The sequence below is a fragment of the Microbacterium sp. CJ77 genome (assembly GCF_002911615.1).
Lineage (GTDB): Bacteria > Actinomycetota > Actinomycetes > Actinomycetales > Microbacteriaceae > Microbacterium.
In genome coordinates this window covers 1,066,238-1,092,557 of record NZ_PQBR01000006.1, presented here as the reverse complement: position 1 = coordinate 1,092,557, position 26,320 = coordinate 1,066,238, and the positions used below count along the sequence as shown (strand labels likewise).

Annotated in this window: 25 protein-coding genes, 1 tRNA gene and 1 pseudogene; 7 read left to right on the top strand and 20 right to left on the bottom strand. The window is 68.0% G+C overall.

Annotated features, from left to right (window positions below):
• Positions 1 to 121 precede the first annotated feature (121 nt).
• On the top strand, positions 122 to 418 hold the full coding sequence (locus tag C2868_RS05855) for an antibiotic biosynthesis monooxygenase (RefSeq protein WP_103663039.1): 297 nt from the start codon (positions 122 to 124) through the stop codon (positions 416 to 418).
• A 135-nt stretch (positions 419 to 553) separates the two neighbouring features.
• Positions 554 to 1,411, top strand: coding sequence for a DUF222 domain-containing protein (locus C2868_RS05850; RefSeq protein WP_103663038.1), 858 nt, complete (start codon positions 554 to 556; stop codon positions 1,409 to 1,411).
• Between the two features lie 11 nt (positions 1,412 to 1,422).
• Here C2868_RS05850 and C2868_RS05845 read toward each other — a convergent pair.
• A pseudogene (locus C2868_RS05845) lies at positions 1,423 to 2,654 on the bottom strand (IS3 family transposase); the annotation flags it as partial.
• A gap of 43 nt (positions 2,655 to 2,697) precedes the next feature.
• On the opposite strand from C2868_RS05845, the gene C2868_RS05840 reads away from it, so the two are divergent.
• Entirely contained in the window at positions 2,698 to 3,405 is a 708-nt protein-coding gene (locus tag C2868_RS05840) for an HNH endonuclease signature motif containing protein (RefSeq protein WP_146048009.1), read from the top strand.
• Positions 3,406 to 3,563: 158 nt separating this feature from the next.
• On the opposite strand, the gene C2868_RS05835 is transcribed toward C2868_RS05840, so the two are convergent.
• Entirely contained in the window at positions 3,564 to 4,778 is a 1,215-nt protein-coding gene (locus tag C2868_RS05835; RefSeq protein ID WP_232711185.1) for a glycoside hydrolase family 3 N-terminal domain-containing protein, read from the bottom strand.
• Between the two features lie 80 nt (positions 4,779 to 4,858).
• On the opposite strand from C2868_RS05835, the gene C2868_RS17670 reads away from it, so the two are divergent.
• Positions 4,859 to 5,521 (top strand): DUF805 domain-containing protein, encoded by a 663-nt coding sequence (locus tag C2868_RS17670; protein ID WP_100810948.1) that lies wholly within the window; start codon positions 4,859 to 4,861, stop codon positions 5,519 to 5,521.
• 27 nt (positions 5,522 to 5,548) lie between these two features.
• On the opposite strand, the gene C2868_RS05825 is transcribed toward C2868_RS17670, so the two are convergent.
• The 3 genes from C2868_RS05825 to C2868_RS05815 are packed head-to-tail and all read right to left on the bottom strand — an operon-like array spanning position 5,549 to position 8,722.
• Positions 5,549 to 6,631 (bottom strand): putative zinc-binding metallopeptidase, encoded by a 1,083-nt coding sequence (locus C2868_RS05825; protein ID WP_100810949.1) that lies wholly within the window; start codon positions 6,629 to 6,631, stop codon positions 5,549 to 5,551.
• Positions 6,632 to 6,674: 43 nt separating this feature from the next.
• Complete coding sequence (locus C2868_RS05820; protein ID WP_100810950.1) at positions 6,675 to 8,204, bottom strand: polysaccharide deacetylase family protein; 1,530 nt, start codon at positions 8,202 to 8,204, stop codon at positions 6,675 to 6,677.
• On the bottom strand, positions 8,204 to 8,722 hold the full coding sequence (locus C2868_RS05815; protein ID WP_146048008.1) for a hypothetical protein: 519 nt from the start codon (positions 8,720 to 8,722) through the stop codon (positions 8,204 to 8,206). Before C2868_RS05815 ends, C2868_RS05820 begins: the two co-directional genes overlap by 1 nt.
• Positions 8,723 to 8,902: 180 nt before the next feature.
• Here C2868_RS05815 and C2868_RS05810 point away from each other — a divergent pair, with 180 nt between their 5' ends.
• Entirely contained in the window at positions 8,903 to 9,241 is a 339-nt protein-coding gene (locus tag C2868_RS05810; protein WP_100810952.1) for a hypothetical protein, read from the top strand.
• Positions 9,238 to 10,182 carry a hypothetical protein gene (locus tag C2868_RS05805; RefSeq protein ID WP_103663036.1) on the top strand — a complete coding sequence of 315 codons (945 nt, stop codon included), beginning with the start codon at positions 9,238 to 9,240 and terminating at the stop codon, positions 10,180 to 10,182. Before C2868_RS05810 ends, C2868_RS05805 begins: the two co-directional genes overlap by 4 nt.
• Before the next feature lie 109 nt (positions 10,183 to 10,291).
• Here C2868_RS05805 and C2868_RS05800 read toward each other — a convergent pair whose 3' ends face one another.
• The 4 genes from C2868_RS05800 to C2868_RS05785 all read right to left on the bottom strand — a co-directional run bounded on the left by C2868_RS05800 (position 10,292) and on the right by C2868_RS05785 (position 15,211).
• On the bottom strand, positions 10,292 to 11,989 hold the full coding sequence (locus C2868_RS05800; protein WP_100810954.1) for a glycoside hydrolase family 13 protein: 1,698 nt from the start codon (positions 11,987 to 11,989) through the stop codon (positions 10,292 to 10,294).
• Between the two features lie 64 nt (positions 11,990 to 12,053).
• Positions 12,054 to 12,971 (bottom strand): carbohydrate ABC transporter permease, encoded by a 918-nt coding sequence (locus C2868_RS05795; RefSeq protein WP_181003353.1) that lies wholly within the window; start codon positions 12,969 to 12,971, stop codon positions 12,054 to 12,056.
• On the bottom strand, positions 12,971 to 13,903 hold the full coding sequence (locus tag C2868_RS05790; protein ID WP_100810955.1) for a carbohydrate ABC transporter permease: 933 nt from the start codon (positions 13,901 to 13,903) through the stop codon (positions 12,971 to 12,973). The genes C2868_RS05795 and C2868_RS05790 overlap by 1 nt, the downstream gene beginning before the upstream one ends.
• Positions 13,904 to 13,948: 45 nt before the next feature.
• The gene (locus C2868_RS05785; protein ID WP_232711186.1) at positions 13,949 to 15,211 is read right to left on the bottom strand and encodes an ABC transporter substrate-binding protein; all 1,263 of its coding nucleotides are present in this window, start codon (positions 15,209 to 15,211) and stop codon (positions 13,949 to 13,951) included.
• A 133-nt stretch (positions 15,212 to 15,344) separates the two neighbouring features.
• Here C2868_RS05785 and C2868_RS05780 point away from each other — a divergent pair, with 133 nt between their 5' ends.
• Positions 15,345 to 16,559: an ROK family protein gene (locus tag C2868_RS05780; RefSeq protein ID WP_232711187.1), complete on the top strand. Its 1,215-nt coding sequence runs from the start codon at positions 15,345 to 15,347 to the stop codon at positions 16,557 to 16,559.
• A gap of 132 nt (positions 16,560 to 16,691) precedes the next feature.
• On the opposite strand, the gene budA is transcribed toward C2868_RS05780, so the two are convergent.
• The 11 genes from budA to rpmA form a co-directional block, all read right to left on the bottom strand.
• A complete protein-coding gene (budA, locus tag C2868_RS05775; RefSeq protein ID WP_100810956.1) occupies positions 16,692 to 17,417 on the bottom strand; it encodes an acetolactate decarboxylase in 726 nt (241 codons plus the stop codon).
• Between the two features lie 100 nt (positions 17,418 to 17,517).
• Positions 17,518 to 19,470, bottom strand: coding sequence for an alkyl/aryl-sulfatase (locus tag C2868_RS05770; protein WP_100811360.1), 1,953 nt, complete (start codon positions 19,468 to 19,470; stop codon positions 17,518 to 17,520).
• 246 nt (positions 19,471 to 19,716) lie between these two features.
• A tRNA-Ala gene (locus tag C2868_RS05765) sits at positions 19,717 to 19,789 on the bottom strand.
• Between the two features lie 94 nt (positions 19,790 to 19,883).
• Entirely contained in the window at positions 19,884 to 20,276 is a 393-nt protein-coding gene (rsfS, locus tag C2868_RS05760; protein ID WP_100810957.1) for a ribosome silencing factor, read from the bottom strand.
• Entirely contained in the window at positions 20,276 to 21,352 is a 1,077-nt protein-coding gene (locus C2868_RS05755; protein ID WP_100810958.1) for a hypothetical protein, read from the bottom strand. Before C2868_RS05755 ends, rsfS begins: the two co-directional genes overlap by 1 nt.
• Complete coding sequence (gene nadD, locus C2868_RS05750) at positions 21,349 to 21,951, bottom strand: nicotinate-nucleotide adenylyltransferase (RefSeq protein WP_100810959.1); 603 nt, start codon at positions 21,949 to 21,951, stop codon at positions 21,349 to 21,351. The genes C2868_RS05755 and nadD overlap by 4 nt, the downstream gene beginning before the upstream one ends.
• 7 nt (positions 21,952 to 21,958) lie before the next feature.
• The gene (locus C2868_RS05745) at positions 21,959 to 22,198 is read right to left on the bottom strand and encodes a hypothetical protein (RefSeq protein ID WP_100810960.1); all 240 of its coding nucleotides are present in this window, start codon (positions 22,196 to 22,198) and stop codon (positions 21,959 to 21,961) included.
• A gap of 46 nt (positions 22,199 to 22,244) precedes the next feature.
• A complete protein-coding gene (locus C2868_RS05740) occupies positions 22,245 to 23,561 on the bottom strand; it encodes a glutamate-5-semialdehyde dehydrogenase (protein WP_100810961.1) in 1,317 nt (438 codons plus the stop codon).
• Positions 23,561 to 24,457 (bottom strand): glutamate 5-kinase, encoded by an 897-nt coding sequence (gene proB / locus C2868_RS05735; protein WP_100810962.1) that lies wholly within the window; start codon positions 24,455 to 24,457, stop codon positions 23,561 to 23,563. The genes C2868_RS05740 and proB overlap by 1 nt, the downstream gene beginning before the upstream one ends.
• Positions 24,454 to 25,968 carry a GTPase ObgE gene (gene obgE / locus C2868_RS05730; RefSeq protein WP_100810963.1) on the bottom strand — a complete coding sequence of 505 codons (1,515 nt, stop codon included), beginning with the start codon at positions 25,966 to 25,968 and terminating at the stop codon, positions 24,454 to 24,456. The genes proB and obgE overlap by 4 nt, the downstream gene beginning before the upstream one ends.
• An 81-nt stretch (positions 25,969 to 26,049) precedes the next feature.
• Positions 26,050 to 26,307, bottom strand: a complete 258-nt coding sequence (rpmA, locus tag C2868_RS05725; RefSeq protein ID WP_100810964.1) for a 50S ribosomal protein L27 — start codon at positions 26,305 to 26,307, stop codon at positions 26,050 to 26,052.
• Between the last annotated feature and the right edge of the window lie 13 nt (positions 26,308 to 26,320).

The window sequence follows — 26,320 nt, the reverse complement described above, 5'->3', positions numbered from 1 at the left end:
TCGCCGACAACGGGCACCTCCGCCCAGCGCCACCTCGGCCCGTCGACCTGTCACGAACCGCTGCATCCGTCGTCCGGATCGAGCGGTTCGTGACGGGTCGACGGCATGCGAAGCTGGCCCCGTGATACTCGAGCACGCCATCCTTCCCGTCCGCGCCGGTACCGAGGCTGACTTCGAGGCGGCGTTTGCAGAGGCGCGGCCTGTCGTTGCGAACCAACCGGGCTGCCGTTCCGTGTCCCTGTCGCGGTCGATCGAATCCCCGAGTCTCTATCTGCTCCTGATCGAGTGGGACTCGGTCGAGGCGCACACAGAGGGCTTTCGGATGTCTCGCGAATACGAGTCGTGGAAAGCCCTGCTGCATCACTTCTACGACCCCTTCCCGGTGGTCGAGCACTTCGCATCTGTCAGCGCGGGATGATCTGGCTCGCTCGGGCTGTGCGGCCTGAGCACACACTCAGAAGGGTCGGTTTTCTCATGTTCTTCTCATCTGGGAAGGGCTGGTCGGCGTGCTTTTCGGGGTGGGGATGTCGGTGGTTGGTCGGATGATGGATGCATGACCGAAACCGCACTGATTGCCCGACTTCGGGCTGATGAGCGGATGAACGCATTGTTGCCGAAACTGATCGAGGTGCGGGCCGCGAAGGCGCGCCTCGATGCGGAAGAAGCACGCCTGCTGGCCGAGTCGGACACGATCGCTTCGGACTGGACCGACGAGGCGGAGTACGGGCGGGTCGGGTCGGATGCGGGGTTCCCGTACCGGTCGGTCGCGGCGGAGATCGGTGCGGCGTGGCGGGTCAGTGACCGCACCGTGCAACGCCAGATGAGCGACGCCGCAACACTCGTCACCGACTACGCGGGAACCCTCGACGCTTTGGCTGCGGGGCTCATCTCGGCCGCGCACGTCCGGGCGATCGTCACCGCCGGGGCCATCATCGAAACCCCCGGGATGCGGGCCGAGTTCGAACAAGACGTGTTGCACATCGCGTGCGCCCAGTCCGCGACGCGGCTGACACCGCTCGCGAAGCGGCGGGCGGAGTGGTATGCGGAAACCACGTTCGAGCAACGCCACCGCCGCGCGGTCGAAGACCGCGCCGTCTGGGTCACCGATGTCGACGACGGCATGGCCGAGCTTCGCGCGCTTCTCCCCGCCGTGGTCGCGCACGGCGTGCACGACCGGCTCAGCGAAATGGCCCGCACCGTCATCGACGCCCGCCGGGTTGAGCCCGATGGCATGAGAGAGTCCAACACAGACACGGCCGCGCAGACACAGGCTCAGACGGATGGCGAAGCTACCGACACGGCGGACCTGCGCACGACGGACCAGATCCGTGCCGACATCCTCGGCGACCTGCTGGGCCTTGCCCCCGGTTCTTGGACACGGGGTGGGATTATGCCGCTATCGGTAGCGTAGCGGCGGTGAGTTCGGCTTCGGAATGCGACGGGCGCGATGTAGCCGAGGTAGGAGTGGCGGCGGGTGTTGTTGTAGCGCACGAGCCACCGGAACACCTCGCGACGGCAGGAGGCCTCGTCGGCGAACACGGCCCGGTCTTGCAGGACCTCGCGCTTGAGCGTCGCGTTGAACGCCTCCGCGAGGGCATTGTCAGCGCTCGTGCCCACCGCGCCCATGGACTGTGTCACGCCGAGCCGCTTGCACAGTCCCGCGTAGGCCTTGGAGGTGTAGACCGATCCGTGGTCCGAGTGGAACACGGACCCGGTCAGCCTGCCGCGGGTCAGCCTCGCCGAACGCAGCGCATCTTCGACGAGCTCGTTGCGCATGTGGTCCGCGACCGCCCACCCGGCCAGCCGTCTCGAGCAGCAGTCGATCACGGTCGCCAGATACAGGTTCTGCCCGTCAGCCAGCGGCAGATAGGTGATGTCGCCGACATACCGCTGGTTCGGCGCCTCGGCGGTGAAGTCCCGTTTCAGCAGGTCGGGGACGACCTGTCCCGACGGCTCGGGGACGGTGGTGCGCACCCGCCGCTTGCGCTGGTACCCGTGGATCTCGTTGTCTCGCATCACGCGGGCGACCCGCTTGCGGTTGACCCGCTCGGACGGCGCGGCGCCGTCATTGAGCTCGGCGGTGATCCGTGGCGCGCCCATCGTGTTGTCGCCTTCGTGGACGGCGCGGATCCGCCCCGCCAGAACGTCGTCCTCCGCGGCGCGCGCCCGCCGGGCGGCGGCGCCGGCCCGCCATGCGTAGAACGAGGACCTCGTGATCTCGACGAGCTGACACAACCGCTTCACCGGGTAGGTGGCTGAGAGGTCCTCAACGAACTGGAAGCGGTTCACCAGTTCGTCTCCCCCGCGAAATACTTGGCCGCCTGCCGCAGGATCTCACGCTCGGTGACGAGCTTGACCTGCTCGACCTCCAGCTGCGCGACCCGCCCCTCCAGGCGTGCGATGCGCTGCGCGGGCGTCTCATCCGCCCCCGCATCCGCCGTCGGCGAGGTCGCCGACGCCTTGAACGGGCTGCGCGCGGCGGTGCCGTCCGCAGCCGTCTTCCGGCCCGTCCCGTGCCGCTCCAGCCACAGCCGCAACGTGCCGCGCTCGATCCCGAGATCAGCGGCGATGCCACGCACCGTCGCCCCGGGAGTGGACTCGTACAAGTCCACGGCCTGCCGCCGGAACCCGTCGGAGTAGTTCTTCCTAACCATGATTCTGATCATCTCGCTTCCCCAGCAAAATGCTGGATTCAGCGTGTCCAAGAACTGGGGTCAGGGCCCGCTCCTCACCGCCGCTCCCACCACGCACGACGGCAGACCCACCGACCTCGGCGCGATCCGCGCCACCGCTCAGATCACCGTCCCCGTCATGTCGCTGATCGAGAAACGCATCACCGACCCCTACGAAACCGCGTTCCTCGTCGGACACTCCCCCATCGACCCACAAACGGCGTGCATGCTCACCGCCGGAGCACCCGGATGGGACCGGATCCTCACCCACCCCATCTCCGGCCAGGTCCTCGCCGTCGACCGATACCGACCCAACCACGACCAACGCAGACACCTCACCGTCCGAGACCAACACTGCCGGTTCCCCGGCTGCCGCACACCCGCCAAACGCTGCGACATCGACCACACCCTCGACCACGCCCACGGCGGGGTGACCCGCGAACACAACCTCGCCCACCTCTGCGAACGGCACCACACGCTCAAACACAACACCGCCTGGACCGTCAAACAACTCCCCGGCGGGGTACTCGAATGGACCAGCCCCACCGGACGCGTCTACACCGACACACCCATCAGCACCATCGAATTCGCCCCCGACCCCGAACACGAAATACCCGACGACCCCGTCCTCGATGCGGTCAGAGCGACACCCGACGAGGTCGATGTGGACTTCGACGTCGAGCTCGCACTCGACGAGCTGCAGTTCGACCCGCTCGACCTCATCCCGTTCTGACCACGCGGGTCGCCGAGCCCATCAAAACGGACCCACGCACCCCGTGCTCGTCGAGCGAGCGCAGCGCAGCGCAGCGCAACGTGCCCACCCACACCGTGAGCATCGAGCGTCCGCAGCAAGCCGCCCCCGCGCTCGCGGTCCTCACTCAAGCGAACCGCTCAGCAATCCGAGCACGGCAGGGCGCCCTGCGTCGCGGAAGCGAGACGCAGCGCCACGACGCGCGTCGCGGCCTCGTCCAGTCGCTCGGACGACAGAGTGCCGGATGCCACGGCATCCACGATTCCGTCGATCACCGCGTTCGCACGGTCCACCGACGAGTACGCCACGCCCAGCACCATGTCGTTCCCGGCAACGAGGGCCGCGACGGCGTTCGCCACCGGGTCCCGGTACGCCGCGATTCCGGATGCCTCGAGCATCGCCATGTCGTCCGTTATCGCGACCCCGGTGAAGCCCAGCTCGTCGCGCAGAATGTCGTGCCATGCAACCGACAGAGAGGCCGGTGACGCATCGACCGATGTGTAGGCGAGGTGCCCGAACATCACCAACTGAGCGCCCGCGTCGATGCCGGCCCGGAACGGCAGTGCCTCCCCCGCGCGCCATGCGTCGAGTGACATGTCGGTCGACGGAATGGTGCGGTGCGAATCCCCCGGCGCCGCACCGTGGCCCGGAAAGTGCTTGAGCGTCGAGTCGACGAAGGGCGTCTCGCCCGCTACAGCAGCGGCGACGCGCGGTGCTGCGGCCGCAGCATCCGTTCCGAGCGACCGGCGATAGATGAACGACCCGGGGTCGTCGGTGTAGTCCGCCACGATCCCGAAGTTGACGTCGATGCCGGCGCGCTCGACGAGCGAACCCCGCCCCGAGAACGCGACCGCCGTGGCCTCCGCTGGCGCGGACTTGAGCGTGAGCGACGACGGAAACTCATCCCACTTCAAGCGGCGCACGTCACCGCCCTCTTGGTCCACGGCCACCAGCGCGGGCAGCGCAGGATCGAGCGTGGCCGACTGTGCGAGCGCGCGCAGAGCGGACTCCGAACCGGCCACGTTCGCTCCCATCACGATGAACCCACCCGCACCCGTCTGCTCCATGTACGCGCGAACGGTGGCGGGATCGGTCGAAGGCACGTGTCCCATCACGACGGCACCGGCCTTCTGGCGTGGAGTCATCGCGGCGACGAGGGCGGCCGCGCGTTCGGCCCGGGCAGCATCGTCCCCCGCGACGACGCGGATCGCGGCGGAGGGATCATCGGCTGCCGACGCCGCGGCCGCCGAGGAAGCGGGCGCGACGACGGCAGAGGCGGATGGCGCCACGCCCGCCATCGCGATCACCACGATCACCGCGCCCACGGCGGAAACGGCCCTGCGCCAGTGCCTCACCCGTCCAGCTTAGGCGCGGCGGAAACGCTCCACGCGGTGCTGTTGAATAGTCGATACATCTCCACCGAATCGGGAGCTCCATGTCCGTTTCACCCCCGCCGCCCGCAGGCTGGTATCCCGACCCCTCCAACGCTCGCCAGCGACGCTGGTGGGATGGGGTCTCATGGTCGAACCAGACCTCACCCTCACCCGCCGCCCCCGGCGCGCAACCGCTCGCGCTGCTGCACGCGGAGTCCTCGCCGTCCTCCGCTCCGGTCGTCGCAGCGCCATACGCACTGGCTCGGACAGCACCCGCATCGCCCCCGCCCGCATACCGCCCACTCGTGCCCGGCACGGGCGGCCAGCTCGGCTCCGGCTACACGCCCCCGCCCGTCGGTGTGTGGCGATCGCCGGTCGACACCCGGCCGCTCGTGCGTGGCATGGGCGACGCCATCCGCGCCGTCTTCTCGCGCTACGCGATGTTCGAGGGACGCGCCACGCGCGCCGAGTTCTGGTACTTCACGCTGTTCTCTGCGCTCGTGACGATCGGGCTCGTGTTCCTGAGCATCGTCCCGATCCTGGGCTATCTCGCGGGGCTCGGGTTCTTCGTCTGGGGCCTCGGCATCCTGCTGCCGACCCTGGCGCTCTCGGTACGACGCCTGCGCGACGCGGGGTTGCACTGGGCCTGGATCTTCCTGGCGCTGCTGCCCTTCGGCGGGATCGCGCTGATCGTGCTGTGGTGTCAGCCGCCGAAATATCCCTGATCGACGACGAATCCGACCGGACCTGGATCAGGTGCGCTCGGTGCCGCGGGGCAGGGCCAGTGCGATCTGCTCGGGGAGCGTCAGCGGCGTCTTCGTGACGATGTCGTGCACGAACGCCAGCTTGTGGCGCACGGGACCGACCAGCTCGAACGGGTAGAGGTCGGCCGAACCCATCGACCGGTTGATCCGGTTGAACGCTTGACTCATCCAGTCCCAGTCGGTCAGCAGGCGCTGGATCGGCTCATCCCGATAGCTCTCGAGCGGCACGACATCGGTGTCGCGGTTGGTGACGTCCGCATCCAGATGGATGCCGATCGCCGCGGCCGTCTGCAGAGTTCCGGTGATGTGCAGGTAATGCGCGAAGGTCTCGGCGAAGTCCTCCCACGGATGCATCGTGGCGTACTCCGAGATGAACGACGCGCTCCACCCCTCGGGCGCCCCGCGCGAGTAGTGGCGTGCGATCGCGTCCTGATAGCTTGCGCGCTCATCGCCGAACAGGGCCCGGCAACGGTCCCAGGCTTCGTCGCTCTGCAGAAGCACGTTCTGGAAGTAGTGCCCGACCTCGTGCCGCAAGTGCCCGAGCATCGTGCGATACGGCTCGCCCAGCCGCACCCGCAGCGCCTCGCGGCGGTCGTCGAGACTCTCGGCCAGATCGATCGTGATGATGCCATTGGCATGGCCGATCACGACGCGCTCCCCCGTCGACAGGCTCGAGACGAGGTCGAAGCCGAGTCCGCCCGGACGCAGATCCCACGGCACGATCGGCAGACCGAGCTCGCCGAGTTGCAGGATCAGCCGCCGCTTCGCCTCCTCGGTCTTGCCGAGCTTCTCGAGGGCGATCGTGTCGTTGCTGTCGGGTTGGCGGCGGGTGAGTCGACACGAGAAGCACTTTCCCGCCGGCGCATCCTCGCGCACCAACCAGTTGCAACCCCACCCCCGGTTCGAGCAGGTGTACCAGGTCACGCCCTCGATCACGGTGCGACCCTGACGGATGCCGTAGAACGAGCGGTCGAGCAGGTTGAAACCCAGCTCGCCCTCGCAGTTGGGACACACGAGCGTGCCGAGAAAGACGAAGTGGCGACAGTGCGGACAACGCGGGGCAGAACTCACGTGTTCACCGTAGCGCCCGGAACCCGCCTCCTGAGCCACGGGATCAGGGGGCGTAGCGGACGATTCCGCCGGGAATCTGGCCGTCGAACAGCTTCGACAGGGTCACGAGGCTGAAACCGCGATCGAGCAGACCGTCCAGGAGCTGCGGCATGATGCGTGACGTGCCCTCCTGAATGTCGTGCATGAGCATGATCGTGCCGATCCGCGGCGCGCTCACCGAGTACGCGAGCAGGTCGGCATCGGACGGGCCCGCCCAGTCACGCGTGTCGACGCTCCACAGGATCGCGGGCATGCCTGCGACGCCGAGCACACGTTCGTTCAGCGCACCATACGGCGGACGGAAGGTCGAGACGGCCTGACCCGACAGCGAACGCAGCAGATCCGCCGTCGACCGCAGCTCGGATGCGATCCGCTCGTCCGAGAGCGTCGTCAGGTCGGGGTGGTTCCAGGTGTGGTTGCCGATCTGGTGGCCCTCGGCCGAAACCCGTCGCACGGTGTCGGGCCGATTCTGCGCGTTGCGACCGAGCATGAAGAAGGTGGCCGCCGAGTGCCGGTCCCGAAGCGCGTCGAGGATGCCATCGGTCAGTCCGCTCGGTCCGTCATCCATCGTCAGGGCCATGCACGGCACGAGATCGCACGATGTCCGGTCGAATGCTGCTCCGGCGGTCGTCGGGCCCGCGAAGGCACCCTGCGCATCGGCGATGACACGCCCGAACTCCGTGAGCGCGGGATCGTAGGACGTTCGGGGCAGCGAGACCCACACCGGATGCTCGGGGTCGGGCGTCTGCCAACCCGCGAGCCCCTCGAGCTCGGGCGCCGTGAACCCGACCGGCAGCGGAACGACCAGCTCGCCGTCGACGAACGACGCATCTTGGAGCGCCCTGCTCAGAGCCGCTCGCTGCTCGTCCGACGGCGGAGAAACCTGGCTCAGGCTGAGGCCGCCCGCGGCACGGCGCGCGACCGACACGACGTCCTCCCAGAGCAGGTCGTTCTGGCCGATCAACGAAGCACCGTCGCCGACCGCGCCGGTCGCGACATCCGCATAGAGGGTGACGATCTGGTCGGACTCGACCGCCGCGGCGGAACCGCGAACGACACGCAGGCGCTCTCCGAACGTCGATCCCGCGGCGTGCACGATCTCACAGACGACGACGGTGTGCGAGTCGGTCGCCGCCCCGAGCAGGTCTGCGGCGGGCAGTGCAGTAACCCCCGCTACACACCCACGCTCACGCAGCGCCGCCTCGACACCGAAGACCTGTGGTTCGTAGCCGACCCCGGACGCGGTGGATTGTTCGCCGATCGCGGCACGCACCGTCGCCTCGACCGCATCGTTCAGCGGCTGCGACCCGGGCAGGTACGCCCAGCGCGCTTCCACGCGGACGGAGTCGTTCCGGATTCGCTGCGGTGCCAGGGCGATACCGGCGGGGTCGACCGGCGGTGGTGGTGCCGTCAGCATCCGTCCCACGACCGGCCACTGCGCCGGCGTCCACGACGGATCGGTATCGGGCGCGCATGCCGACAATCCGACGACCCCCACGGCGACGAGCACCGCCGCCAGAACCCTGCGCGCCATCAGGACGTCACGTCGATCTGTGCGAGAAGTTCGGCGAGCTCGGCGTCGTAGCCCGCGCGCGGGCCCGACACGAAGGTCAGCAGCGCATTTCCGGAGACGACCACCCCCACAACGAGTTCACCGTCCTGTGTGTTCGCGTGCACCAGTTCCTGACCCGCGACCGTCGTTTCGCGGCTGAGCGCATCGAGCGGGCGCGGCGCGATGTCGCCCAGCGCGACCACCGGGTCGCCCCCGTCGCGCAGCGTCAGATCGACCTGCATCAGCCCGTCCGGACTCGTGAGCGTCACGCGTGACTCGTCGGCGAATGTGGGCCGCATCGCCCATCCCGCGGGCACGGGAACGGATGCTTCGGCCTGCTCGGCACGGATCGTCGTCGTCGTGTCGTCTTCCGCGACGAGCGTCGTCGCCGCTACCCAGATCGGGGGTAACAAAGCCACGACGGCGACACCCAGCATCGCGGTCACGACAGCCGTCAATACGACGACGCCGAGCGCACGTTGAACGGAACTTCTCGCCACCTCGAAATCCTCGCGGAACGCCCCGCGGTTGACGCGGAAGCGCGCCGAATATACGTCACGAGTGCACCGCCGCGCCTCCGCGATTCGCACGAGGGTCCGACCTAGACTCCCGACCGGGGAGCTTTGACCGGCGCAATCCGGTGAATCAGGGGCAGGCAGAGATCACGAAAAAGGGGAATCGTGTTCCAACAGACGAAGGACATGCGCGAAGCGCAGCCGTCCGTGTCGACACGCCCGCACGATCGCGAACGTCGGCGCGCACGGGGGCGTCGACTCGTCGCCCTCCTGACGGCCGTCGCCGTCGTCTGCACGCTTGCGGCGTTCGGGGTCGGTGTCACCGCGCAGACGCGCGCCGAGGCACGGGTCGTCGAACTCGATGGGCGGATCACCCTGCTCCAGTTGCGCCTGCAGAACCACCTCGACCAGGTCGACGAGCTCACCACACGCGCGGCAGAACGCCAGGCCAAGAACGACGACGCCCGCGCCGCACTGGACTCGACGGAAGGTTTTCTTCAGTGAGGGCCTCGTCATGGACCCTGATCGTCGTTTCGGGAATCGCGGTCTTCACCATCACGATGGGGACGATCAAGGTCGCGGAACTCAACACCGTGGCCGATGCCCGCGAGTCACGGGTGCTCGCGCTCGAGACGAAGATCGACGATGCCGAATCGTCCTTGACCGACCTGCGCACCACGATCGACGGCGAGAACGCCGAGGCATCCGTCCTCGCCGAAGCGGGCACGGCGCGAGTCGCCTTCGTCGAGGCGGTCGGCGCCCTGCGGACGGCGCTGGACAAGGCCGCGAACAAGGTCGACGTGGGCTCGCAGCGCCAGGCCGCGCTCGATGCGCAGGCCACGGTCGCCGCGGCCCCCGCTGAGCCCGAAACCTACGTCGAACCGACCGCGGCCGTGCAGCGCGCGACGAGCGAGGTGGACGCGAAGGTCAACGCGTACGAGGCCGAACAGCGTCGCAAGGCGGCCGCGGCCGCGGCGCGCTCATACTCCGCGCCCATCGCCCGAGGATCGGGCTCTGCCCCGTCGACCGGGGGCGGTGGCGGTGGCGGGGGCGGCGGCGGCTGGTTCGCCGAGATGCGCGCCATCCTGAACAACGTCGGCGGTGGCGGTTACGCCCTGGTCGAGTACGACGGCAACTGCGGCGGCGTGACGGCCCCGGCCTGCGCGAGCAGCGGCGGGACCATCATGGTGTCGTCGGCGGTGGCGAACTGGCCGTACGTGACCAAGGTCTGGGGCATGACGCACGAGCTGGCGCACCAGTACCAGTTCCGGGTGTGGAAGCAGATGACCGCATCGCCGTCGTACCAGACGCTGTTCAACAAGAACCCCGAACTGCTCGCGAATTGCATGGCCGCCACGCGCGGTGCGACGCAGGCGGCCGGCGGATGCGGCCCGGCTCAGCTCGGCTGGGCGGCGGGCATCTGGCAGGGCATCGTCGCCGGCTGACCCGCGCGCCCTCCCCTCCGGGCGCGAGACGTCGCGACACGCCGTTCCACATGTTGCTGGAACGGCGTGTCGCGACCGTTCGGCGCGCGACGCCGGGCCCAACGTGGTGCTACGGCGCCAACCACACGGTGGATGCGGGCGGGACCACACCCGGCGCCGCGCCCGGATCGCTCGAAAGGACGACCGACGACCCGGCCGCGTCCAGCGCGTGGGGTGCATCCCCGAAGTTCGTCACGACCTGCCACCCGTTCGGCCGCGCGAACCGGAGTACATCGGGCCGCCCGGTCTCGATCCACTCGAGGCCCTCGTCCGCCTGAACACGTGCGCGCACGGCGAGGGCCCGACGGTACAGAGCGAGTGTCGAGTCGGGATCATCGTCCTGGCGCTCGACCGCGTACTCCCCCATCCACGCCGGCTGCGGCAGGTGCGCTTCGCCCGCGCCGAAACCGAATGACGGACCGGATGCCTCCCAGGGCAGCGGCACCCGGCATCCGTCCCGTCCGAGGTCGGCACCGGGGCTCCGGAAGAATGTCGGGTCCTGGCGCTGCCCGTCCTCGATCTCGGCGACCTCGTGCAGGCCGAGCTCTTCGCCCTGGTACAGGTATGCGGATCCCGGAAGACCGAGGACGAACAGCGTCGCCGCCCGCGCGCGTCTCTCCCCGCGTTCACGGTCGAGCTTCGGGTCGGTGCCCCCGGAGAGAAGCCACTCCTGGCCGTGCTTGCGCGCGGGACGGCCATCGGCGCCTCGCTCGGCGTCGGGGAGACCGTATCGGGTTGCGTGGCGCACGACGTCGTGGTTCGACAGCACCCAGGTGCTGGACGACCCCGACGACTGCGCCAGCTCGAGGTTCGCGGTCACGATCTCGCGAAACTGCGACGCGTCGAAGTCGGCCTCGAGCAGGTCGAAGTTGAATGCCTGTCCCAGGCTCTCCGAGCTGGCGTAGAGCGGCACGCGCGATCGGTCGACCCACGCTTCCGCGACGGCCGTACGCGGAGGGTCGTACGAATCGAACACGGCCCGCCACTCGGCATACACCTCGTGCACGTCGTCGCGGTCGATCGTGGGGTGCTGTCCATCACGGGGCATGGCGTCGAGCTCGGCCTGCGTGGGCAGCACGTCCGCGAGGTCCTTCGTGAGCATGTGCGCAACGTCGATACGGAATCCGTCGACACCGCGGTCGGACCAGAATCGCAGGGTCCGCACGAAGTCGGCGCGCACCTCGGGGTTCGCCCAGTTCAGATCAGGCTGCTCGACCGCGAAATGGTGCAGGTACCACTGACCGTCGGGTACTCGTTCCCAGGCGGATCCGCCGAAGGCCGAGACCCAATCGCTTGGCGGGAGCGAGCCATCCGGTCCCGTCCCCTCACGGAAGATGTAGCGATCTCGGGCGGGCGACCCGGGCTCCGCGAGCAGCGCTTCCTGGAACCACTCGTGCAGATCGGACGTGTGGTTCGGCACGATGTCCACGACGACCCGGATGCCCCGCTCGTGCAACGCCGCCACCATGTGGTCGAAGTCCTCGAGAGTCCCGAGTTTGGGATCCACGTCCCGGTAGTCCGCGACGTCGTACCCGCCGTCCGCCAGCGCCGACGGATAGAACGGGCTCAACCACACGGCATCGATCCCGAGTTCGTCGAGGTAGTCGACGCGGGAGGTGATCCCCGCGATGTCACCGAGCCCATTCCCATCCAGATCCGCGAAGCTCCGTGGGTACACCTGGTACACGACCGCCTGGCGCCACCAGGGCGCGGCCTCGGCTGACGCCGTTCGACGGATTTCGGGGGCCGGGGAGACTGCGTGACTCATCAGAGAGCGAGTCCTTTCTTCGGGGGCGGTCATGCGGTTGTGCAGTATGCGCGCGACACGGGCCTCAGCCCTTGACGGCGCCCTGGGTCACACCCTCCATCACCCATCGCTGGGTGAAGAGGTATACGACGATCGCGGGTGCCATGGCCATCAGGTACGACGCGAACGACACGTTGTAGTTGTTGCTGAACTGGGTCTGGAAGATGCTCTGCACGACCGGGAGAGTCTGCAACCCGGGATCCGAGATGATCAGCGACGGCATCATGAAGTCGTTCCACGAGGCCAGGAACGCGAAGATGCCGACCGTAGCGCTCATCGGCGCGAGCAGCGGAAAGATCAGCCGCCAGAACGTCTGCCACGTCGAGGCGCCGTCGATCCGTGCACTCTCTTCCAGCTCGGCCGGAATCGAGCGCAGGAATGCCGTGAAGAGCAGGATGCTGAAGCTCAGCTGGAACATGATGTGCAGGATCGCAACGCCGGCCGGGTTGTCTAGGCCGAGCAGTCCCGTCAGCTGGATCTGCGGTAGCGCCACGACCGGGAACGGCAGGAACATCGCGGCGAGCAGGTAGTAGAACGAGTAGCGGAACAGCTTGCGATCCCAGTTCCGAGAGATGGCGAACGATGCCCATGCGGCCAACACGATGGTGCCGACGACGGTTCCCGCCGTGATGAGCACCGAGACGGTGAAGGCCAGCGGGAAGTTGGTCAGGTTCCAGGCCGTGACGAACCCTTCGATGCTGAAGGGACTCGGCAGCGAGAAGGCGTTGCCATCCACGGCCTGCGACTGCGTCTTGAACGCCATCGACAGGGTGACGTACAGCGGGATGAGCACCGTGACGGTGCACAGCAGAAGGATGATCGTGGTCGACCAGTTGACGCGCTCCATCGCGGATCGGCCCCGGCCGGTCTTGCGCGGAGCGTCGCCCGCGAGCGTCCGTTCGGCGTCGATGTCCTCGGCGATGAGGGCTGGTTGGACTGTCATCAGAACACGTTCCTTCCGCGCGTCAGCCGCAGCTGGATGAGCGAGATCACGACGACGATGACGAAGAAGATCGTCGCGTTCGCCATCTGGTAGGCATAGTCGCCGCCGGTGAAGCCCGTCACGATCGTCATGGCGATGCTGCGGGTGGAGGTGCCGGGACCGCCGTTGGTCAGGCCGACGATGATGTCGTAGGCGTTCAGGAAGTTCTTGAAGCCGAGGATCACATTGATCACGACGTAGCCCGCGACGAGCGGCAGCGTGATGCGCAGCAGTTGCTGACGTTTCCCCGCCCCGTCGAGCTCGGCGGCCTCGTATACGTCGCCGGGAATGGAGAGGAGTCCGGCGATGTAGATCAGCAGCGTTCCCGGGATCGCCTGCCACGCGGTCACGATCACGATCGCAACCCAGGCCAGGTCGGGGTTCGCGAGGATGCTCTCGCTGAGCCATCCGACTCCCACGGCCTGCCCGAGGGCCGGAACCGAGTTCGAGAACAGGAAGTTGAAGACGAACGCGATGACGATTCCCGAGATCACCATCGGGATGACGAAGACCGTTCGGAGCGCCGTCTTGAATCGGATGCGCGAGGTCAGCCCCACCGCCAGCAGGAACGCGAGCACGTTGACGGCGAGCACCGTCACCGCCGCGAAGCCGAAGGTGAACAGATAGCTCTGCAGGATCGCGGGGTCGGAGAAGAGCGCGATGTAGTTGATCAGGCCGATGAACTCCCAGTCGCCGAACCCGATCGAGTTGGTGAAGCTGAAGAAGATTCCGATGACTGCCGGCACCGTGATCGCGAGGGTGAACAGGATGAGGCTCGGCAGCAGGAAGACGTAGTAGATCCCCTCGACCTTGCGCCGCTTCCTGGTGAGCGCGGGCGCGGCGGTGCGCCCGCGAGTCTTCGGCGTGATCAATGTCGCCGTTGTCGTGGCCATGATGTGTGTCGCTTCCCTTCGTTGGGTCTCGCGTGAAGTGTCGGGCTACTGACGCAGAGCGAGACGCGCCCAGTCGGCATCCATGACCCGCAGGGTGCGTTCGGCGCTGCCGCCCGTCACGATGCCCTGCATGTAGTTCTCGGTCGGGATGGTCAGCGGGATCGCCTTGGAGGCGCCCTGGTAGAAGCGCGCCTCGTCGTAGAACTCCTTCATGCCCACGATTCGCGGGTCCGTCACGGGCGCAGCATCCGTCGTCGTCCCGTAGCCGAGCTGGGCGGCGTTGTACGCGTCCATCACGTCCTTCTGAAAGAGGTACGACAGGAATCCGCGGGCCTCTTCCTGGTGGCGAGACGCCTCGGGGATCCACGCGGCCAGATCGATGTTCACCCGAACCTCGAGGTCTTCCGGATCATCCGTCATGGGGAGCGGGAAGGTGCCGAGTTTGAGGTCCGGCGACGTCTTGGCGATCTCGCCGAACGCCCACGGGCCCTGTAGGTACATCGCGGCCTGACCCTGCGCGAAGGCGAGGTTGCCGTCGCCGTAGCCGCGGCTCGCGGCATCCGGGTTGGTATATGTCTCGGCCAGCATGGTCATGCGGTCTACGGGTTCGAGCAGCGTGCGCTCGAACGAGACGGGCGAATCCGGACCGACCTCGGTGCCGAGTTCGTTCATCTCGTCGTAGAACTCGGCGACATCGACCGTGCCGCCGACGGTGTAGTCGAACCATCCCTGCGCGACGGTCCACGGGTCCTTGAAGGTGCCGTAGAACGGGGTGATCCCCGCAGCCTGCAACTGGTCGCAGACCGCGATGAGTTCATCCCAGGTCTGCGGCACCTCGAGGCCCTGCTGCTCGAAGATGTCGACGTTGTAGATGACGGATGCCGCCATCACCGAGTACGGCAGCACGCTCGTGCGTCCGGGATAGGTCGCGTACTGATCGACGAGGTCCTGCACCTCGGGCAGGATCCGGTCCGCCTCCGGCATGTCGCTCAGATCGCTCAGCGCACCGCGCTCCATGAAGCGCGACATCTCCATGTTGTAGTTCAGCAGGCCGAGGTCGGGCGGATTGCCGCGGAGGAAGCCCGCCTGGAGGTTCGAGGATGTGTCGAACACGACACGCACGTCATCCTGCGACGAGTTGTACTCGGCGATCAACTCACGAAAGTACGGGATCGCCTCGGGCTTGCTCAGGTGGAAACGGATCTCGGTCGGCCCGCCCGACGAGCAGCCCGCGAGTGTCCCGCCCAATAACGCGGCTCCCAGCGCGGCGGCCGTCAGGCGCAGCACCCGTGATCGTAGTCTCGGCACGTCATCGTCCCTTCTCCCGCCCGTGGGCGGTCGTACGTCTCTGTACACATATTTTGTAGACCGATTAGATTTATCTATCGAATCAACTCGACGTGGACCATAATGCAGGGAAGCACCCGAAAGGTCAAGACCCTTGCCTCACCCGCCTGAGCGAATCTCCGCGCCTCGCCGCGCGAGCCTCGACGCGCTGCTCGACTACGCCTGGGACGCGGGGATCTTCACCGCGGGCGAGGCGATGCCGGCGGTCGGGCTCACCCGTTCGACGACCATCGACGCGCTCGATGAGCTCGTCGAACGCGGCCTCATTCGAGAGTTGCCGAACGCCCGCGAAGTCGGCGACTACAGCAAGGGTCGCCCCGCGCGCCGCTTCGAGTTCTGTGCCGACGCCGGGATCGTCGTCGGCCTCGACGCAGGACGCGCCCACGCGACGACCACCGTCTCCGACCTGAGCGGCGAGGTCCTGGCCCGTGAGCACCTCACCCTGGACGATGACTCGGTCGCCGGGCGCCGCGCCATCATGGCCAGGGCTGTCGACGCCGCGCTCGCGGTCGCCGGTCGCGATCGTTCCGATGTGATCGCGCTGTGCGCCGGAGTGCCGGCGCCCGTGGACGCCGAGGGCATCTCCCCCACACATCACGAGGGTTTCTGGCAACGCATGAACCCGGACCTGAAAGACATGTTCGGCGCCTGGGTACCGCTCGTTCGCGTCGAGAACGACGCCTCTCTCGCCGCGGTGGCCGAGGGCAGCATCGGAGTGGCCCGCGGGTGCCGCGACTACGTGACGCTTCTCGCCGGCGAGCGGCTCGGCGCCGGAGTCGTCGTGGACGGGCGGCTCTTACGGGGCGCGCACGGCGGCGTGGGCGAGATGATCGCGTTCGATCAGGTCTCGGGTGTGGGTGGCGCATGGGGCCTCGGCTATCGCGCCGCACAGTGGGCTCGCGAGGCCATCGCCGCGGGCGAACTGCCGCCGCAGCATCCGTTGGCGGCGGTACCCGTCGACGACATCTCCGGGCGTCTCGTGTTCGAACTCGCCGCGGAAGGCGACGCATTCGCCCTGGCGATCGTGGACCGCGTCGGCCAGATGCTCGCGCAGGTCACCGGCGTCTTCGCGAGCCTTCTCGACCCACGGATGATCGTGATCTCGGGCGCCGTTTCTGCCGGAGTCGCGGACGTGCTCGTCGCCGCACGTGCCCGCCTGTCCGACGCCCTGCACATTCCGCCGCCCGAGTTGGTCGCTTCGCAGCTGGGCGGTGACATCGTGTCGACCGGCGCGGTCTCGGCAGCCATCGAGTTGGCGCGTTCGGGCATCCTGGCACTCGCGCCGCTCGACCGCACCGTCGCCGTCTGACGCGAAACGCACCACACGGGCGTTGAGCGACCGCGGCGAGACGACGCGCCGAACGGGCGCGACTCGCCGTTCCACACGCCCAGGGAACGGCATGTCGCGTCCGTTCGCGGCGCGGCGCGGCGCGGCCCGGCCTCAGCCGCCGGCGCCACCCTCGATCGCCACGATCCGGTGGTCGGCGTCGTGGGTCAGCTCGGTGCGCAAGAACAGGTCGTCCACCGGCAGGTGCAGGTCGAGCCGCGCGAAGGCGCGCATCCGCAGGTCACCGGAGCCGATCGTGACATCCAGCACGTGCCCGCCCGCGAGTCGGTCGGCGGCCAAGAAGTGCAGGTGCAGTCCCGCGACGGCGATGCCCTGGTAGATCCGTGGTGCCCAGAATCCGATCAGCGTTCCGGCCCGATCGGTCAGCACCGTCTCGACCTGCTCGCGGGTGACCGCGGTCAGAGGCGGTAACGGATGGTGCTGCCGCGGTGTCACCCGCACGCGCACCGCGGCCATCACCCCGTCCACCCGCACGGCATGGAAAAGGTTCCGACTCAGCAGGAGCCCTTCTACGCACGAGCTCAACGCCGCCAGATCGAGGTTCTCGACCGCCGATGACGGCGCGTCCGAGAATGGCGCGACGTCGACGAACGGCAGGATGTCCGACTCGGCCATCTGCGTCGGCGGGCCGTCGACGGTGCACTCGTACGCCCGCCCGTCGACGATCACCACCTCGCCGCCGAGGCGGTCGCAGCATCCGATCCCGACGTCGCCGGCGCGGAGCGCATCGGCCACCGGCATCCCCGTCTCGTATGCCCCCGCCAACAGCGCGTCGAGCACGGCGAACTGGGTCACGGCGTCGTTCGAGAGGATCGTCACAGCCCGACGCTAGCGCGAACGGCCCCGCCCGAAGCGACGATCGCCACAGCCGGACGGATGAGCGACACGACATCGCTCGAGTCCGCGACGTCTTCCGTTCTCAGCGCCCCGGAACCGGCACGGCCCCGACTGTTCCCGGCAGAATCTCGAACCCCAGCGGGAACTCGACGAGAAGCTCACTCAGCCGCTTCAGGATGTCGATGTCACCGTCGACGCGCGCATGCCGACCTGCCAGCAGCGCTCCGAGGGTCGTCTCCCCCGTCATCGCGAGTTCGAGGTCGGCACGGTCGATCGTGATCGTGAGGTCTGGATTCTCCGCCCGTCCGCCCTCCAACGTCGTGAGAGCGCCGTTCGACAGTTCCACGACGAAGTGCTGATCGGTGTCGGGTGTGATCAGATTCGCAACGAATGAGAGCGTCTCGGCCTTCGTCGGGTCGAGACGGATCGCGAGGAAATCGAGGAACTGAACGGTGGTGAGCGCCCTGACCAGGTCCGGTCCCGTCGCCGTCGGCGTGACACCCGCCGGAAGCCCCGAGCGCAGTTCGAGCGCGCCCGCGAGGAAGCTGTTCCGGACGCTGGGGCTTTCCTGCTGGTACCCGATCTGCTCGAAGGCCTCGGCCAACAGCATGCGTGCATCGTCGTTGTCCGGGTGGGCATAGACGAGCTTGTTCAGGATCTCCGTAGCCAGCAGGTAGTCGCCAGAGGCGATCAGCTGCCGACCCTTCTCGAGGATCGGCGACGCGCCTCCCATGAGCTCGACGTAGAGCGGGGCGGAGTCCTTCGGCGAGAGGGGGATGAGCGTCGTCGGGTTCGCATCCCAATAGCCGAGGTAGCGGTTCACGACGGCACGGGCATTGTGCTGCACCGACCCGTGATAGCTGCGGGCGGCCCACTGCTGCTGGAGAGAATCGGGAACCCGGTAGACGTTGTGGATCTCGTTGACGGTGACGCCCTGGTTTGCGTAATGGAGCACAGCGTTGTTCAGGTGCGCGTACGTGTCTCGTTGCGCGCGCATGACTTCCTGGATCCGATCGTTGCCCCACCGTGGCCAGCTGTGGGAGGCGAACATCACCTCTGCCTCTGTTCCGAACCGGTAGAGCGCGGCGTTGATCTGCCGGGACCACTCGAGGGCATCGCGCACGAGCGCACCGCGCAGCGTGTAGATGTTGTGGATCGTCGCCGTGATGTTCTCGGCCGCCCAGAATGCCTTGAAGTCCGGGAACCAGGTGTTCATCTCGGCCGGAGCCTCCGTGCCGGGGGTGTTCTGGAAGACCATCCGCACGCCGTCGACGACGAGCTCCTCGAAGTCGTCGACGATCGAGACGGTCGGTGCGATGAGCCCGATCGACCCGGCGGCGATCCTCTTTCCGATGGCCTGGTCGACATGCCCGAATGGACTCGCGGCCAACAGCGCGCCGTACTGGTAGAACAGTCGCCGTGACATGGCGTTGCCGGCGTATACGTTCTCGGCGACGGCGTGTTCGAGGAAGCCCGCTGGTGCGATCACCTGAGCGGCGCCGCTCGCGACGTCTTCTTCGTCGACCACTCCCCGCACTCCCCCGAAGTGATCGCCGTGCGAGTGCGAGAAGATCACAGCGACGACGGGGCGTTCGCCCAAGTGCTCGGTGACGAGCGCCAAGGCGGCCGCGGCAGTCTCCTTCGTCGTCAAGGGGTCGATCACGATCCAGCCCGTGTCTCCGCGGACGAAGCTGATATTGGCGAGATCGAATCCGCGCACCTGCCAGATCCGATCGGGCACGACCTCGAACAGCCCGTAATTCGCGTTGAGCACGGCCTGTCGCTGCAGCGAAGGATGGATGCTGTCGAACTCTTCGGACTCGGTCAGAAAAGAATATGCGCCGAAATCCCACGCGACGTTGCCCGCCTCGGCCATGATGCGCGTGGCCTCGGGTTTCGCGATGAAGCCACGCGTCGCCTCCTCGAAATCGCGCTCATCGCTGAACGGCAGGGCCATGCGCGCCTGCCTCTGCGCCAGCACGGTCGCTGCGGACGGATGGGTTCCCTGCGGGTGGAAGTGGGTGAACGGTGCCATGAGCGCGTGCACAGCCCCTCTGTGAGACGGGAAGCCGCAACCGTCGGTGGGTTGCGACCGAGGCCTGGAAAACTACCGCACGCGGGCACGCGTGAGCCGCGATAGTAACCCCCGTCGGATGCGTGACGCAAGCAGGCGCATACTGGACGACCCGATCGTGGCGCCCGAGACGGCTCGCCCAGGCGGTCCGCCCCGCGCCGACGTGCTAACAAGCAAGAACCCCCGACGTATCGAGGGTTCTTTCGGTGGACCTGAGGGGACTCGAACCCCTGACCCCCTGCATGCCATGCAGGTGCGCTACCAGCTGCGCCACAGGCCCAAACATCGCCCCGAACGAGCGAGGGCAACCCCGCTAGATTACTACATCCGGAGCGCCCACTCGAATCGAGACGGATGTCACGGCGAAGCGCCGTTCAGACGCCCGTCTCGGCGCCCGCGGCGGCCGGGGCCGGAAGCTCGATCGGGATGACCGGGCAGTCCTTCCACAGGCGCTCGAGCCCGTAATACACGCGCTCCTGCTCGTGGAAGACATGGACGACGAGGTCACCGAAGTCCAGCAGCACCCAGCGCCCCTCCTGGCGACCCTCCCGACGCAGGCGCTTGACGCCGGCCTCGTGCATGCGGTCTTCGATCGCGTCGGCGATCGCACCCACGTTGCGCTCGTTGCGCCCGGTGACGATCAAAAAAGCGTCGACGAGCGGAAGCGGGCCCGAGACGTCCAGGGCTACCAGATCCTCGCCACCCTTGGCGTCGGCGACGGCCGACGCGATCTGCACGAGTTCACGTGCCCGGTCGGTTGCAGTCATCAGAGAGCACCATTCACAAAAGCGAGGATGAGGACGCCCACGAGTGCGAGCGCCAGAACGCCCGCCGTGATCGCCAGGGAGAAAAGGAGTCGACCGCCCTTTTCCGGCGCGGGGGGACGGATGATCTCGCCCGTGCCGCGCACGGTGCTGATCGCGGCACTGGCGGCGATCGGCGTCGGGGACGACGAAGCGGGAAGCTCCCCGTCGACCAGCACGGCGTCGACGTCCTTGCCGTCGGTGGAACGGGGGTCGCCCCCGGCGGATCCGAGGCCGTCGGGCAGGTGGAACGTGCCCGTGATGAGCACCTCACCCGTCGCGTTGACCGGGCCCGAAAGCGGCGGCATGTTCGGCGTCTGCGACAGGATCAGCGCGCTCGACGCACCGATCGCGCCCGTGGAGGACGCGTTGCGCACGATGAGCTCGTCGAACGATGCCGGCAGCTTCGTCGAAACCTCGTCGTCCTTCAACAGGTGGGCGCCGAACTGCGGGTCGACCGTCACGACGGGGGCCGCGTCGATGCCGCGCGCGTTCTCGCTCGACGCATCGTCGCGGACAGATCCGGATGCCTCGGCGAGCTCGTCTTTCTGAGCATCCGCTTTCGCGGCATCCGCCTTCTTGGCGTCAGCCTTCTTACGACCGGACTTCTTCCCCTCGACCTCGGACTCGGCAGCCTTGGTCGCAGAAGCCTCCGATTCGGCAACCGCGGGCGCCGCGGACGGCGCGTAACGCGGAGCGGTCGGCTCGCCCAGAGCCGAGACGGGCATCTGAGCGGCGACGACGTCGGGGGTGATGACCGGCACCGAAGCGGTGCGGATGCGTTCTTGCTCGCGCGCCTGACGGCGGGTCAGGGGCGAGACGCCCAGATCGACGTGCGCGTCCGGCATGGGCGCCGGAGGGGTGAAAGCGGGGGTGGCGGGACGCGCGAGCGGGGCCGAAGGCGCCGGGGTGGCCGCGACATACGTGTCTTCGTCGATCTCGTCGTCTGCGGAGGCCGTCTCGCCCTGAACGGGCACGGATCCGGTGGCGTGCAGTTCGCGGAGCTTCTTCCGCGTCAGCGGCTGCTCGGGTGTGCTCATGCGTTGCTCCGATAGAGATGATGCTTGCTGATGTACTGGACGACCCCGTCAGGAACGAGATACCACACCGGGTCGCCCCGATGCACCCGCTCGCGACAGTCCGTCGACGAAATCGCGAGCGCCGGAATCTCGAGTTGGCTCACCACCTCACTCGGAAGTCCCCCGGTGTCCAGGACGTGTCCGGGGCGACTCACGGCGACGAAGTGCGCGAGGTTCCACAGCTCATCATGGTCCCTCCAACTGAGAATCTGCGCTACCGCGTCCGCGCCGGTGATGAAAAAAAGATCGGCGTCGGGCCGCTGCGTCCGCAGATCACGCAGCGTGTCGATCGTGTACGTCGGACCGGCACGGTCGATATCCACGCGACTGACGGTGAATCCCGGGTTGGATGCGGTCGCGATGACGGTCATCAGGTAGCGATGCTCGCTATCGCTGACCCTCTGCTTCTGCCAGGGCGTACCCGTGGGGACGAAGACGACTTCGTCGAGACCCAGATGGCTGGCGACCTCGCTGGCGGCGACCAGGTGACCGTGATGGATGGGATCGAACGTGCCGCCCATCACCCCGATTCGGGGCCGCTCCCCTGCGTCTGTCGTCATGCCCGACCTAGTGGCCGCTCGCCGTCCCGTGCTCGACCGCCCCGTGCTCGACCGCCGCACCGTGGCTCTGGGCGTAGGCCTGCGCCTTGCCCGCGTGACGGTTGGCCACGTCGCGGTACGAGAAGACCACAAGAGCGAGAGCCGCGAAGACCGCCAGCGCGATGACGAAGAAGATCACCGTCTCCAGCGCGACGTTGCCGTGGTGACCCTCTTCGGCCGCGGCCAGGATCGTCGTGACAAGCGTCATTCTCGTGCTCCGTTCGGGTATGGGCGTGGAGACCCAGTCTAGAGAACTATCGGCGGGTCTGCCCGGCGCCGCGCGCGAGCCACTTCGTGCTCGTCAGCTCGGGCAGGCCCATGGGTCCACGTGCATGCAGCTTCTGGGTCGAGATGCCGACCTCGGCGCCGAACCCGAACTCGCCGCCGTCGGTGAATCGCGTGGATGCGTTGGCCATGACGACGGCCGCGTCGACTTCGGCGAGGAATCGTTCGGCGTTGGCGTCGTCGTCCGTGATGATCGATTCCGTGTGTCCCGTGGAGTACGCGCGAATGTGCGCGAGCGCTTCGTTCAGGTCGTCGACGACGCGGATCGAGACGTCGAGGGTGCCGTACTCGGTCGACCAGTCCTCGTCGGTCGCGGGAACGACATCCGACACGAGAGCGGCGGTCCGCTCGTCGCCGTGCAGCGTCACGCCCTGCTGCTGCAGCGCGGCGGCGACCGTCGGCAGCACGCGCTCGGCGGCGCTCCCGACGACCAGGACCGTCTCGACAGCGTTGCAGACGCTCGGGCGCTGCACCTTGGCGTTCACCACGATGTCGCGCGCCCACTCGAGCGGGGCCGATTCGTCGAGCACGATGTGCACGACGCCCGCGCCCGTCTCGATGACGGGGACGGATGACTCGGTCACCACGGTCTCGATCAGCTGCGCACTGCCCCGGGGTACGAGCACGTCCACGAGCCCACGTGCCTGCATCAGCTCACGCGCACCCTCGCGACCGAAATCGTCGACGGTCTGGATCGCCTCGGCGTCGATTCCTCGGTCGGCCAGGGCCGTCCGCATGATCTCGACGAGCGCGGCGTTGGACTTCTCGGCCGCCGACCCGCCGCGGAGCACGACGGCGTTTCCCGACCGCAGCGCCAGGGCCGCGATGTCGACGGTCACGTTGGGGCGCGCCTCGTAGATCGACCCGACCACGCCGAACGGCACACTGACCTTCTGCAGAACGACGCCGTTCGGCAGGACGCGCTCGTCGAGCAGGCGACCGACGGGGTCCGGCAGCTCGGCCACCGCGCGCACGGCATCGGCGAGGGCGGCGACGCGCGCAGCATCCAGTCGCAGGCGATCCTGCAGCGACTCCGACAGACCGGTCGCACGTCCGCGCGCCAGGTCTTCGTCGTTGGCCGCGATGATCCGATCGGATGCCGCGTCGATGGCGTGCGCGATGGCCCGCAGCATTCCGGCCTTGTCGCCGTCGCCGAGGAGCCCGACGCTGCGGGAGGCCGACTTCGCCAGACGCATCCGGTCGCGCGCGGTCGTGGCACCCCAGGCATCGGGAGACTCTCCCACCGCGGGGTTGCTCGGCGTTGCGCGGGAGGCGGTGCTGGTCATCAGCCCAGTGTATCGACGGGCTCGGCGCTACCGGCGGGAGCATCGGTGCTCGCGGGCAGCGTCGCGCTCGTGGGCGCGGTGCGCACGGGGCCGGTCGGCGTGACGGGGGTCGCGCGCGGGTCCGGCTCGAACCAGGTGCCGATCGGGGCACCGCTCAGCGCATCGGCGACACGCGCAGCACTCGTGACGAGCACCCCGACACCGGCAGCGGTCGCGAGGCGGGCCGCCGAGACCTTGGTCGCCGCTCCCCCGGTGCCGACGCTGTTGACGACCACGGAGCCGAACTCGTACCCGCTCAGGTCATCCCCGAAGGTCACGCGCTCGATAGCCCGTGCGCCGGGCTGGCCCGGGGGCCGGGTGTACAGGTTCTCGATGTCGCTCAGCAGAACGAGCGCATCGGCACCGATCAGCTCGGCGACGAGTGCCGCGAGACGGTCGTTGTCGCCGAAGCGGATCTCGTGGGTCGCGACGGTGTCGTTCTCGTTGACGATCGGCAGGATGCGCAGGCCCAGCAGCCGCTCCATCGCCCGGCGCGCGTTGGAGCGGGGCGTGGAGTTCTCGAGGTCGCCGGCGGTCAGCAGAACCTGTCCGGCGAGCACGCCGTAGCGGTCGAGGCTCGTCTGATACCGCCACATCAACACGTTCTGCCCCACCGCCGCCGCGGCCTGCTGCGTCGCGAGATCCGTGGGCCGGCCCTCGAGGCTCAGCAGGGGCAGCGCGGTCGCGATGGCACCGGACGAAACCAGCACGACCTCCGTGCCCCGGGTGTGTACCTCGGCGAGGGCGGCGACGATGGCGTCGATGGTTGCGGCCTGGTCACCGCTGATCGACGATGAGCCGACCTTGACGACGATGCGCTTCGCTGTCGCGATATCGGCGCGGTGCAGGGCGGTCACTCGTCCCCCTCGACCTCGCGACGTTCCGCCGCGGCCAGCCGCTGGACCTCGAACTCGGCGCGGGCTTCCGCCTTGGCATCCATCTGGTCGTGATAACGCTCGCGCCGCTGGGACGTGGTCCGGCGGGTGTTCATGTCGAGGCGCGGGTCCATGCCACGCGGCGCGGTCATGAGTTCGGCGGCGGAACTGAGCGTCGGCTGCCAGTCGAAGACGACGCCGTCGCCCTCGCCGATGACGACGGTCGAGCCCGGCTCGGCACCGGCACGGACCAGACCGTCCTCGACGCCCAGCTTGGCGAGGCGATCCGCCAGGTAACCCACGGCCTCTTCGTTCTGGAAGTCGGTCTGCTGCACCCAGCGGACCGGCTTGTCGCCCAGCACGCGGTAGATGTTGCCGTACGTACCGCCTTCGACACGGATCGTGTAGTCCTTCTCCTTGTCGCCGCGGGGACGCAGCACGATGCGCTCGGGGGCGGGCTTGGCGGCCAGTTCTGCACGGTGCTCGGCGACGACCTCGCCCAGCGCGAACGTCAGCTCGCGCAGGCCCTCGTGGGCGACCGTCGAGATCTCGAACACGCGATAGCCCCGCGACTCGAGCTCGGGCCGCACGAACGCGGCGAGCTCGCGACCCTCGGGCACGTCGATCTTGTTCAGGGCGATCAGCTGCGGACGCTCGAGAAGCGGCAGCTGGTCCTCGGGTACGGGATACGCGGCGAGCTCGGCGAGGATCACGTCGAGGTCGGACAGCGGGTCGCGTCCGGGCTCGAGCGTGGCGCAGTCGAGCACGTGCACGAGCGCGGTGCAGCGCTCGACGTGGCGGAGGAACTGAAGCCCCAGGCCGCGGCCCTCACTCGCGCCCTCGATCAGTCCGGGCACATCGGCGACGGTGAACCGCACGTCACCGGCCTGGACGACACCGAGGTTCGGGTGGAGCGTCGTGAAGGGGTAGTCGGCGATCTTCGGGCGCGCGGCCGAGATCGCGGCGATCAGGCTGGACTTGCCGGCGGACGGGAATCCGACCAGCGCGACGTCGGCGACGACCTTGAGTTCGAGGAGGACATCGCCCTCCCACCCGGGCGTGCCGAGCAGCGCGAAACCGGGCGCCTTGCGCTTCGGCGAGGCAAGGGCCGCGTTTCCGAGGCCCCCGATCCCCCCCGGTGCGACGACGAATCGCATACCCGGCTCGACCATGTCGATGAGCGTCTCGCCCGAGGCATCCTTCACCACGGTGCCGACGGGAACGGGCAGCTCGACGTCTTCGCCGGCCGCGCCCTGGCGCAGGTCACCGGCGCCGAAGGCACCGTTGTTCGACGTGCGGTGCGGTGAGTGGTGGTACGACAACAGGGTCGTGACCTGCGGATCGGCGACGAGAACGATGTCACCGCCGTTGCCGCCACTCGCGCCATCCGGTCCCGCAAGCGGCTTGAACTTCTCGCGACGGACCGAGACGCAGCCGTTGCCGCCCTTTCCGGCGCGCAGATGGAGCGTCACCCGGTCAACGAATGAGACCATCGTGAACTCCTTCCGGGAATGATCAAGGGGCGAGCCGAAGCCCGCCCCCTGACCGAAAACTAAACTGCGGTAGTCGTGCGACTACTCCGCGGCCATGACGATGTTGACGACCTTGCGGCCGCCCTTCTTGCCGAACTCGACCGAACCGGCCTGCAGCGCGAACAGCGTGTCGTCGCCACCGCGACCCACACCGGCACCCGGGTGGAAGTGCGTTCCGCGCTGGCGGACGATGATCTCGCCGGCGCTGACGACCTGGCCGCCGAAGCGCTTGACGCCCAGCCGCTGGGAGTTGGAGTCGCGACCGTTACGGGTGGAGCTTGCGCCCTTTTTGTGTGCCATCTCGAATCTCCCG

Excerpts from the sequence above, each read along its gene's own strand:
- C2868_RS05850 (WP_103663038.1), top strand. The coding sequence starts at position 554 with ATGACCGAAACCGCACTGATTGCCCGACTTCGGGCTGATGAGCGGATG.
- C2868_RS17670 (WP_100810948.1), top strand. The coding sequence starts at position 4,859 with ATGTCCGTTTCACCCCCGCCGCCCGCAGGCTGGTATCCCGACCCCTCC.
- C2868_RS05820 (WP_100810950.1), bottom strand. The coding sequence starts at position 8,204 with ATGGCGCGCAGGGTTCTGGCGGCGGTGCTCGTCGCCGTGGGGGTCGTC.
- C2868_RS05800 (WP_100810954.1), bottom strand. The coding sequence starts at position 11,989 with ATGAGTCACGCAGTCTCCCCGGCCCCCGAAATCCGTCGAACGGCGTCA.
- C2868_RS05795 (WP_181003353.1), bottom strand. The coding sequence starts at position 12,971 with ATGACAGTCCAACCAGCCCTCATCGCCGAGGACATCGACGCCGAACGG.
- C2868_RS05790 (WP_100810955.1), bottom strand. The coding sequence starts at position 13,903 with ATGGCCACGACAACGGCGACATTGATCACGCCGAAGACTCGCGGGCGC.
- C2868_RS05770 (WP_100811360.1), bottom strand. The coding sequence starts at position 19,470 with ATGGCACCGTTCACCCACTTCCACCCGCAGGGAACCCATCCGTCCGCA.
- rsfS (WP_100810957.1), bottom strand. The coding sequence starts at position 20,276 with ATGACTGCAACCGACCGGGCACGTGAACTCGTGCAGATCGCGTCGGCC.
- C2868_RS05755 (WP_100810958.1), bottom strand. The coding sequence starts at position 21,352 with ATGAGCACACCCGAGCAGCCGCTGACGCGGAAGAAGCTCCGCGAACTG.
- nadD (WP_100810959.1), bottom strand. The coding sequence starts at position 21,951 with ATGACGACAGACGCAGGGGAGCGGCCCCGAATCGGGGTGATGGGCGGC.
- C2868_RS05745 (WP_100810960.1), bottom strand. The coding sequence starts at position 22,198 with ATGACGCTTGTCACGACGATCCTGGCCGCGGCCGAAGAGGGTCACCAC.
- C2868_RS05740 (WP_100810961.1), bottom strand. The coding sequence starts at position 23,561 with ATGACCAGCACCGCCTCCCGCGCAACGCCGAGCAACCCCGCGGTGGGA.
- obgE (WP_100810963.1), bottom strand. The coding sequence starts at position 25,968 with ATGGTCTCATTCGTTGACCGGGTGACGCTCCATCTGCGCGCCGGAAAG.
- rpmA (WP_100810964.1), bottom strand. The coding sequence starts at position 26,307 with ATGGCACACAAAAAGGGCGCAAGCTCCACCCGTAACGGTCGCGACTCC.